11 protein-coding genes are annotated in these 9,820 nt (G+C 30.1%); all 11 read right to left on the bottom strand.

All coding sequences use genetic code 11. The features are described from left to right. Nucleotides 1-160 precede the first annotated feature (160 nt). Entirely contained in the window at nt 161-682 is a 522-nt protein-coding gene (locus tag N456_RS23180) for a hypothetical protein (protein ID WP_062062881.1), read from the bottom strand. A gap of 162 nt (nt 683-844) precedes the next feature. Beyond that, entirely contained in the window at nt 845-1,573 is a 729-nt protein-coding gene (locus tag N456_RS23175) for a hypothetical protein (RefSeq protein ID WP_062062879.1), read from the bottom strand. Between the two features lie 216 nt (nt 1,574-1,789). Continuing rightward, complete coding sequence (locus N456_RS23170; protein WP_062062876.1) at nt 1,790-2,425, bottom strand: TrmH family RNA methyltransferase; 636 nt, start codon at nt 2,423-2,425, stop codon at nt 1,790-1,792. A gap of 216 nt (nt 2,426-2,641) precedes the next feature. Further along, nucleotides 2,642-3,736: a DUF695 domain-containing protein gene (locus N456_RS23165; RefSeq protein WP_062062843.1), complete on the bottom strand. Its 1,095-nt coding sequence runs from the start codon at nt 3,734-3,736 to the stop codon at nt 2,642-2,644. A gap of 144 nt (nt 3,737-3,880) precedes the next feature. Continuing rightward, nucleotides 3,881-4,483 (bottom strand): hypothetical protein, encoded by a 603-nt coding sequence (locus tag N456_RS23160; protein WP_148639432.1) that lies wholly within the window; start codon nt 4,481-4,483, stop codon nt 3,881-3,883. A gap of 183 nt (nt 4,484-4,666) precedes the next feature. Further along, entirely contained in the window at nt 4,667-6,340 is a 1,674-nt protein-coding gene (locus N456_RS23155; RefSeq protein ID WP_062062871.1) for a MutS-related protein, read from the bottom strand. 298 nt (nt 6,341-6,638) lie between these two features. Further along, nucleotides 6,639-7,205, bottom strand: a complete 567-nt coding sequence (locus tag N456_RS23150; RefSeq protein WP_062062869.1) for an ImmA/IrrE family metallo-endopeptidase — start codon at nt 7,203-7,205, stop codon at nt 6,639-6,641. A gap of 289 nt (nt 7,206-7,494) precedes the next feature. After that, nucleotides 7,495-7,893 (bottom strand): restriction endonuclease, encoded by a 399-nt coding sequence (locus tag N456_RS23145; protein WP_062062833.1) that lies wholly within the window; start codon nt 7,891-7,893, stop codon nt 7,495-7,497. A 230-nt stretch (nt 7,894-8,123) separates the two neighbouring features. Further along, on the bottom strand, nt 8,124-8,450 hold the full coding sequence (locus tag N456_RS23140; protein WP_062062866.1) for a hypothetical protein: 327 nt from the start codon (nt 8,448-8,450) through the stop codon (nt 8,124-8,126). Continuing rightward, on the bottom strand, nt 8,447-8,737 hold the full coding sequence (locus N456_RS23135) for a hypothetical protein (protein WP_062062863.1): 291 nt from the start codon (nt 8,735-8,737) through the stop codon (nt 8,447-8,449). The genes N456_RS23140 and N456_RS23135 overlap by 4 nt, the downstream gene beginning before the upstream one ends. 144 nt (nt 8,738-8,881) lie before the next feature. Beyond that, the coding region (locus tag N456_RS23130; protein WP_158447960.1) for a GxxExxY protein at nt 8,882-9,820 on the bottom strand (939 nt) is incomplete at its 5' end.

Here is a 9,820-nt window from a genome sequence, read left to right as displayed (position 1 = left end):
TTTAATATATGTGTCGTAGCAGAGCAAAATGTTACCCTGCTTTTCGATTTTTCTGCGCATTGGTTGCTAACTTTTACTTTTTGCAAACATTGCGCCTTACCAAAAATACAACAACCTTTCGATCGATCACTTAGTTGCTATGATCACATATATGTTGTTATCAGCTTTTTTTAATATTTTGTTTTATTTTCCATTTTTCAAATTCCACTTTAGATTCCATTAGCTGGTTTTTTATATTTTTCCAATCGGATTGATTACAAAATCCAATTTTTATAGAGTCATAATCATCAGTCATTAATTTTTCGAAAAGTTTAGGTTTTCCGGATTCGAAACTAACGATAATTTCGCAATGGTGACCTAGAGGGAATTGCATTAAATAATAGTTCCTCAGCAAAATATGAGAAACAGTCAAATTAACAGTTTCCGTATCATTCAGATTCTCATAATCAAATATCATATCGAATTTTACAGGAGTAAATTCCTCAATTGGAGTTCTAACAGAAACTAGTCTAAAAACACTCTCTTTTATTATATCTTTTTCTAATTCATCTATCTTTTGAGATTCTTCTGCAGAAAGTTCGTTCCTGTCAGAAATTATCTTTTTCAGAACTTTAGATATTCGAGCACTACTTTCAATCAAGTTGTCCTTTGACATAATTCTATCAATGGCTAAATATCTCATTTAAAATGCTTTATTGCTGATAACGGTCTCGGCTATGAGTAGTTGCGTAGTTTAGCACTTAACTTTGCAAGTAAACACCAAGTTGGAAATTCCACAAGAATTTCCAAAGTAGGCGAGAACAAGCAATTATTTATAGCCATTGTTGTGCGTTCGTTTTTATTTTTAGGTCCAGTCATAAGTAAATAAAACAATTCGATTTTCTGGTTCATAAAACATCAAAATGGAATCAGCTCCTTCACCGCAATAACTATAACCTGAAACTTCAGCTATATACATAAATTCTTTCCCTCTATATGAGATGGAAATTCCATCATTGGGTAATTGTTTTTCAGATACTTCAGCTACAGTCATTTCAAATGCAGATGGAATGGAAGCAGTGTTAGTCCAATTTCCATACCACGTTTCACCACCTAATCTATCAAGAAAATCCTGAGGATTGTCTTCTTGCCAAGGTAATAGTCGTCCTTTTGATTTATATTCATTTTTAGTATTCTTATAATTTTGGTGTATTTCTTTTACGTGCTGAACAAATTCTTCATCAGTTTTATCTTTATGAATTGGCGCTGACAAAAAATAGTTTTCACTACCTAAAAACTGATATTTATTATCCTTTGTAAGTTCCAATGCAATCCAGTTTTCACCACAAAACTCATTATGAAAATCAGTAGTTTCTTCACCTATTAGTCCTTCATAAGGTTCAGTTGGGTTAAGAATATGCAAAACTGTACCTCTTAAATTCTTATGTAACAATCCTAAATCAATAGAGATTAATGGAAGTAAATAATTTTTCAGCCACGATTGATTAGATAAAAACACATCTTCCGGAAATGGCGTCAAACCTTCCTGTAATTCACTAATCTCTTCTTTGTAATACTTTCCTTCGTTATTCATATTTTCAATTCAAATTACTTTTTGTGTCTTTAAATGACGCACAACGTTTAATATATGTGTCGTAGCAGGGCAAAACGTTACCTTGTTTTTCGAATTTTGTGCGCATTGGTTGCTAACTTTTCCATTCTGCAAGCATTGCGCCTTACCAAAAATACGACAACTAATCGATTGATCACTTAGCTGCTATGATCACATATATGGTGTTAGGTATAGTTTTCATTCCGTAATTACTTTAGGATCAACTTTCCGACCTCTTTTATTTTCACGTTGGTACTGTCTTCGTTGTTTAGTGATTTCATATAATACTATTCCAGTACTGGTTGCTAAATTTAAGCTTTCAATAATTCCAGCCATTTCTATTTGAACGCAAGCATTAGAGTTTTTCACAGCAAAATTACTAATTCCGCGAGATTCATTTCCGAACCAAACGGCTAATCTTTTTTGAGTATAATTGCCATTATGTAAGAAAGTATTGTTTTGTCCTTTGATATGAGGAGAAGTTACTATTGATATAAACCTTTTGTTCTCTAAATGTTTAAAACATTCTTCCGTGCTTTCAAAAGTCTTTACAAAGCTCCATTTTATAGCAGAAACTGATGGTTTCAATAATGATTTTCGTTCTCGCATTTCTTCCCAATCTGTTGGTAACCTTTTCTTACTATCAATAATGTAAAGTTTTTCAACTCCAAGTGCATTTATATTTCTAACAACTGTTCCAATATTTTTTATGTCGGTTGGTTCCTCAAGTACCGCTATCAAATTTTCACACCGCAAATCCCTTATTTCGTCAGCTCTTTTTCTTAGATCAGATTTAGGTTCTTTTATTTCAATATTTGATTTCTCTTTCGTCATTTTTTAATTATACCTAACGTTCAGTATAAGAAACGTAGGGCAGGTGATAAGCACTTTCGTTTCGGTTTATTACTTAGCTAAATATAAATATTTTGCTTTTATCTTTTCTACTATAAACGCCAAATTTTATATTTAGCGGACTTTGTAAATATTTACAGACCTTTGGTTAAGCACAAACGCCCTATGTTTTTTATACCGTGTTATGTGCTGGGCTTTTCAATTCGAATTAAATCGGTTAAATGATTGCCAATATTTGTCCTTATAGATATCAAAGTCTAGCTCGATTTTATTTTTGTATTCTTTTTTTATTTCGTGTAATACTTTTGATGGTTTTCTAAATTCGATACAGGCAAAATATACTTCTCGAATTGAATCTGCTGTTTGTCTTCCAATATTTAAATACCCATCGGAATCTTTTAATTCCTCTATTATTTTTTCCTCAATCTCATTTAGAAGTTGGTATTTAGATTCATTAGGCATTCCATTGTTATCTTTTCCATCATATTTTATTTCCATTACCGCAATCCAAGGATGAGAAGCTTTACTATCCCAATTCAATAAATCCATATTCATAACTGCGAGTAAGGGAAGTCCATTTTTCATAGTCGCTTCCAGTCCAGAATAGTTGTCATTTTCTGTATTGTGCCTAAAACCTTTGTATTTTTCCACGAACTCTTTTTCTCTCCAATTCAAAAAGTCCTTTAGTTTTTTTAATGAGATTAATTCGGATGTCGCATCTTTTGGGTTAATTATATTTACATTGTCAATCGTGGTAACTGAATTTAACTCGCCAAGAGAATTGTCCAAAGCGAGGTAAATTCCATTTGTCATTACGGCTCTGTTTTCCTCATTAAAATCTTTATGAGTAATTGTAATGTCAATCTCGTCTGGCATTTGTTTATAGTCAGTTGAATAAAACTCCATTTTGCTTTCGTCAAATTTAAAGCCGTCCATTTCAATTCCGTATTGATTTAAGTCAGACGGTTGTTTGAGTGCTGTAATTTTCCAATTATTCATTTTCGGTGCTGACTTTACCAATTCCTCAACAAACACGATATTTTTAATTACTCCATCAGCTGTTAAAATCAATTCTGCAGTATTATCATCATACATTCCAGCTAGAAACCAAAATCCATCTTTTAATTCGTTCAGTTTTGGTGCAAGTCTGTCGAAAAATACTTTGTTGATATTTCCTTGGTCTTTTAGAACCTTATGGAATTTTTTTTCATTCTGTTCAAACCAATTCCAAAAATCAGAGTACGAGTTTATAGGTTCCTCTTTTGTACTAAATATTGATTTTAAAAAACTCATATTTTTATTAGTTCGGATTTTTTTTAGCCTTGCACATAACGGGTTTGTGTATGATTAGTTGCGTGTTTTAAGTACTAAAGTTAGTAAATAAAATACAGATAGAAAGTCCACGAGGACTTTCGTAAATTATTTAAAACCAAGCAATTAATTATACACGATGTTGTGCCTAGTTTTTTTATTCCATTTTGTTAAAATACTATCGGCTTGTTTCTTTGTAATGTTTCCAAAATATGGTTTTCCAGAAATTCGCTGTTCTTCTCTTTCCATTATCACTGGTGTTCCGCAAGAAAACTCGTCCAATTTATATACTGAATGATTAGCTTCAAAGTAATTTTTATTTCCATTATGGTCTTTGAAGTAATATCGGATTGATAAGTTTTCTACTGTGTTAGAATCAATTTTTCTTTCATAAAAGTCCATTTCAGATTCAATTCCGTTTCTCCAAAACAAGATGTTTGAGTTGAGCCAAATTATTTTGCTTTGAAAATTGGTATTCAAATCGGAAGAATCATTTTCGTAAATCATTCCTGTATTTATGTCTTTTAAACTGAATATTTTTCCGAATTTCGAGATTTTTCCGTCATCATAATTTTCGTCACTTAATTCATTCCAATTGTCCCAAGTCTGATTTTCCGATTTCCAATTCTTAGAGATTTGTTTTAGTCCGATTTTAGTTCTTTCAGGATTAAAGTCCGTTGCGTATTTTTCAAAGTTTGTTTTCTGATTCCGAAGCGAAATATTATACATCAAAATTCCGAGTATCGAAATTCCAATAATTATAAATAATATTCTCTTTAGTACGATTTTCATAAATTAGGCACAACGTGCTTGTGTATGGTTAATTGCGTGTTTCAGCAACTAATTTAGTAAACAAAAACGACCGCGAGAAAATTCCTTCGGAATTTTCCAAATAAGCAACGACCAAAGCAATTAATTATACACGTTGTTGCCAGTAGTGTTTTTTGCTAAATATGTTTTATCTAATTCTTTGGCTATTCCGATTGCTTCTTTCACAACCTCTTTGGGATAATCATTAATTTCAAGTATTCTAATTGCATTTCTGTTTTTTAATTTTCCACCTTTTAGTTTGTAATCAAATCCAACGGTTTTGTCATTTACCGTTTCACTAAAATGATACAGCTCATATTCGTCCGAAAGCATATCTGTCAACTCTATGTCGTGAGTTGAAACCAATATTTTATTATTATTCTTTGTTAAAGCAGATAATACAGATTTTCCAGCAGAAATGCGCTCTACGGTATTTGTACCTTTAAATATTTCATCTAAAAGAAAGAGATTTTTATTTCCATTTTCACTCTCTTTAAGCATTTCCTTAATGGTTAATACTTCTTCAAAATAATAACTTTTATCGTTCATCAAATCATCACTTATTCGGATAGCTGAAAACACTTTTAATAAAGGAAAACTCATTGATTTTGCAAAACAAGTATTAATTGTAAATCCAGTTATTATATTCAGTCCAATTGAACGAATAAAAGAGGTTTTTCCAGACATATTTGAACCTGTAAGAAGTATGGATTTTTCAGCTATTTCAATACTGTTAGTTGTGCAATTAAAAATTAAAGGATGACTGATATCTTTAACAATGATTTTATCTCCATCATTAATAATTGGCAAACAGAATGTTTTAACTCCGTTTCTTAAAGACGCTATTGAAATTAGCATATCAATATGCCCAACAAATTTAAAAACGTTTTCCATTTCTTTTCTTTTGTTATTTAACCTTTTTAAAACTCCAAATAATAATAAAGGCTCAAGCAAAAACATTGTTTTAAAAATCTCAAATACAAACCAAGCTATGATTTCAAATTCTCCTTGAAGTTTGGCTTCAAGTGAAAAAAATGACATTCTATTTTTAACTTCATTTATTAATTTGATGGACTTTGGTAAGTCAGGATTTATTTTTTTAAATAATGGTTTTGTAAATAAATGAGAAGCGACATTATTAAGCCTTAAAAGTTGTGGAATTGAACTTACATACTGAACTAAATTATTTTTATTCCAATAATGTAACACAAAATTCACACAGAAGACACCTAATAAAACTATGAAAAATATAGGATTGAAAAAGGCGAAAATCAATGATACTAAACTTGTAAACGACAATAATTTTATAACAAAAAACCATTTTGGTGGATTAAGATGCGCTTCTTGAAATAATGTAGTTATGTAGTAAGCATCTTTATGTTTTAGTTTTTCAAACTTTTTTTGAACCGAAATTCTTAATTCTGGATTTTTCGATAATTCAGTTATTATTTCTTCGTTCAGCTTGGTTTGCTTTTCATTTACTTTTATTGTCCGAAGATTATTGTAAAAGTATTGTTGACCAACTTTTGAATTAGTTCGGTCAAGAAACATAAATAAGTCATCAAAATCCAAGTCGTTACAGGTTTTGTCTGATAATACTTGATGTGCTTTTGAATTGTTTTTTTTTCTGAAGTATTTTTCAATGCTGTCAAAATCAAAGGAATCATTTTTTAATTCTCCAAAAGATTCTTTTAACCTTTGATTTCTCTCTTTTTTTCTATTGAATTTTAGTTGAGAAAAAGTGTATTTAATTTGAAATAATATGTCTTTAATCATTAAACAATTAGTGTAGAGTTTCTATTTAATGTTACAAAAAATGTTCAGTTTATTGTTCATCTGGTGAATTTTAACAAGGTGTTTTTGCATTACTGGCAACGGACTTGTGTATGAAACGTAGCGTGCAAAAGGACACTAACTTTTCGGGTTAACATAGAGCCAAATTTTTATATTTTGTTTTTAATTTTTTCTCGTTTAAAAAACCAAATTAAAAATTTGGCGGACTTTCTAAATATATACAACCCTTTTGGTTAAACACTTATTAGCTATGTTTTATACACTGTGTTGTGCAACGTTTTTATGCAAATTCTTTAAAGTTAAATTCCTTAATTATTTGTTTTATGGATTTAGTTCTCGATTCTTCTCTTAAAAGTTTGTATTCCTTTAGTCTATATATTATGCTTGTCTTAGAAACACTAAAATGTAGCGATAAATACGATACAATACTTTGAAATTTTCTGTGAGAATCAATAGAGTCGTTTAAAATATAATCTCCTTGAGTTAAACCTCTTCTTATCATTGATTGCCATAATTTAGCGGTCAATGAACTTTCGGGTAACAATAATGAAGCGGAAAAATAATTAGCTTGCCATTCAATCCATTGTCTCGGATTTTCAAGATTATGTTTACCTGTAGAAAAGTCAAACTTAGAATCATTAAATGAATCTAATAGATTTTGATTTATCACGACTTTTTGATGAAGTAAAAAATGCCCGAATTCGTGTCCTAAGACAAACATTTCTCTTGGCGTATCAACTATACTTTTGCTAATACCAATTGTTTTTGTTTCAATGTTGCAAGTCCCTAAAAATTGGTGTTCTTTGGGGTTAAAATGTAAAATTTCTATTCCATATTCTTTATCCAAGTATTCACTAAATTCTTTTATGTTTAATCCATAAGCTTTTCGAAGAATACCTTTACTTATCTTGTTTAGTTCTTCTTTTGCTATCTCACTAATATCTTTTTTTGAGAGTTTATCTATTCCATAAGTTAGATTATTTTCTGATTTTGTGAATATATTGAGTAATTCTTTATCAATGAGATTTTCAATTGATTTTAATCCTTCATCTATTAAGTTATGAACTAAAGATTTTTCAATAAAAGGAATTTTTGATTCATTTTCATATGAACGTTTATAGTGAACAATATTGTAGTTATTTACAGTCTCCCTCTATAATCATCATTCCTGTTGACTCAGCAAAATTGTAGGCAGATTTTTGAAAAGCACCTTTACTAATTATTATTCCTTTAGCATTAACTCCTGAAACTTGTAAAATGTCACTATGGAATTTTTGAACTTGTTCGACAGGTACTCTTTTACCATAATTTTTACATTCTATGAAATAAGTCATCATAGGTCTGTCTGCATTTGGTGGTTTGAACTCAATTATTAAATCAAATTCAATTTCTGCTTTTCTTAACTCAGAATAACGTTTAGCTTTAGGAGTAATTTGAATAAAATCTTTAACACCGAATAAGCCTTCTTCTTTTAAGTTTTCAATTATTTCCAGAGATTTTTTCTCAAATTGATTTCCTTTTTCAACATTATTCATAAATAAGTAATCAGTTTTTTCAATGTTGCACAACGGTCTAGTGTATGGAACGTAGCGTGCAAAAAGACACTAGCTTTTCGGATAAACACAGAGCCGAATTTTTATATTTTGTTTTTAATTTTCTCTTTTTAAAAGCCAAATTAAAAATTTGGCGGACTTTCTAAATATACATATACCTTTCGATAAAGCACTTATTAGCTATGTTTTATACACCGTGTTGCCATTAGTTTTTATTTCGATATTATTTCTAGAATTTCTGCTTGTCCAATTTTATTAGGTCCTTCGTGAATCCACCAAACTCGTCCTTTTTCAACTAATTCACTTATATTTTGATGTTTTAAAAATCGAACTTTTACATTTTCCGTTTCGTTTGGTAGAATCCATTCTTTTTCAAATTCAATTTGTCCGATATAAGTCGTTACAAAATCGGATGAGTTTTCTTTATACTCAAAAACGTGATTTGGTCGATAGTTAGTTTTAATTCCAGTTTTTCTTCCTCCGTTTTCAGTCGAATAAAGAGTGAGTTTAGCTTTTATTTCTATAACATCTGAATTCATATAATTCTATTCGACACTTTAAAATTCCACCATTCCATAATTTCCGTTGCAATTTTTTCTGCATCTTTCAAATCAGTTGATAAACCATAATTCACAGTCAATTCACTATCCAAAACGCGAGAAACTTTCTCAAAATCCGCTCCTTTGTATAAATGACTTAAAACTTGATGGTTTATAGAGGCAAATTCATCAGATGGCGAACCAGGAATTAATTCCCACGCATTCAAGATTTTTCTTAATTCTCGGAAGTTTTCTTGAAACTCTTTCTTGATTTGATTTCTGTTCATCTAATTAATGGCAACGGTCTAGTGTATGATTTCGTTGCGTGTTTAAGCACTAAAGTTAGCAAATAAATCACAGATAGAAAGTCCGCGAGGACTTTCGTAAGTAGGCTATAACTAGCAATGAATTATACACATTGTTGTGCTTAGTTATTTTATCGTTGTCGTATAATAAATTTCTTTTCCTAAATGCGCCATAGTATCAATTTCTAAAAAATTTGAGCTCGGAACATTTTTTGGATACCATAAAATACCTTGTTCAATTTTGGTTGCAGTTAGATAATCTAATAGTTGGTCTTCGTGAGAATGAGTTTGTCTAATTGAAGGTCGTTTGAATTCAATTATTAGTTTTTCTTTCCCTAATTCGACCAACATATCCAATCTGTAACTTCTGTTTTTGTCAGAATGTTTAACGTCAGTTTTTACTTCAATTTCTTTCGATGCAGTTTTTATAAAAGCACTAAACATTCCAATCAATTCAAGTTCTTTAGTGTTAGAATTTAAAAGTTTATTTTCTGTAGAAAACTCTTTTATTAATTCAACTATTTTTTCGTGTAAATCTAAATCAGGTTTTTTAATAATTGCTTGAATTAACTTCTGCTTTTCCTTTTCATTTTTAAGTCTTTCTTTCTCGTTATCAAAAGCAAGTTTTTCAATGATTTGATTTAATAAAACATATATGTAAGCTGAAACGTTTACAATAGCTAAAAATGCCTCACTTTGGTCAAAGAATAGTTTAAAATCGTGAGTTGACTTATTCCTCCATTCTTGTCTGTAATTTTTAAAAAAGTGAAGAACACGTTCATTAAATATTGAATTTGTCTCAAAGAAATCCTCAATATCAACAGTTCGCTTATTGTTAGCTTGACTTTCAGATTTTTCGGCTAAAATCATATATGATTGCCTTAAACTTCCCTCAAAAGCTTGATTAGTTCTGTAGATTACATCTGTAAAATAGTTTTCATCGCCATTTAATCTTCCCTCTTTATAGAAAAATTCAGCGCGTTCAATATGAATTAGAACTTTATCTAAAGTCACAGCAGAAGATAATTCTCTTATCTCTGTTATTTGCTCTCTGATTGCATTTAA

Origin of the sequence: Aquimarina longa SW024 (assembly GCF_001401755.1) — a bacterium.
In the GTDB taxonomy this organism is placed as follows: Bacteria; Bacteroidota; Bacteroidia; order Flavobacteriales; family Flavobacteriaceae; genus Aquimarina; species Aquimarina longa.
Note: the sequence above shows the minus strand (reverse complement) of the source record. Positions and strands in the feature narration are given on the sequence as shown.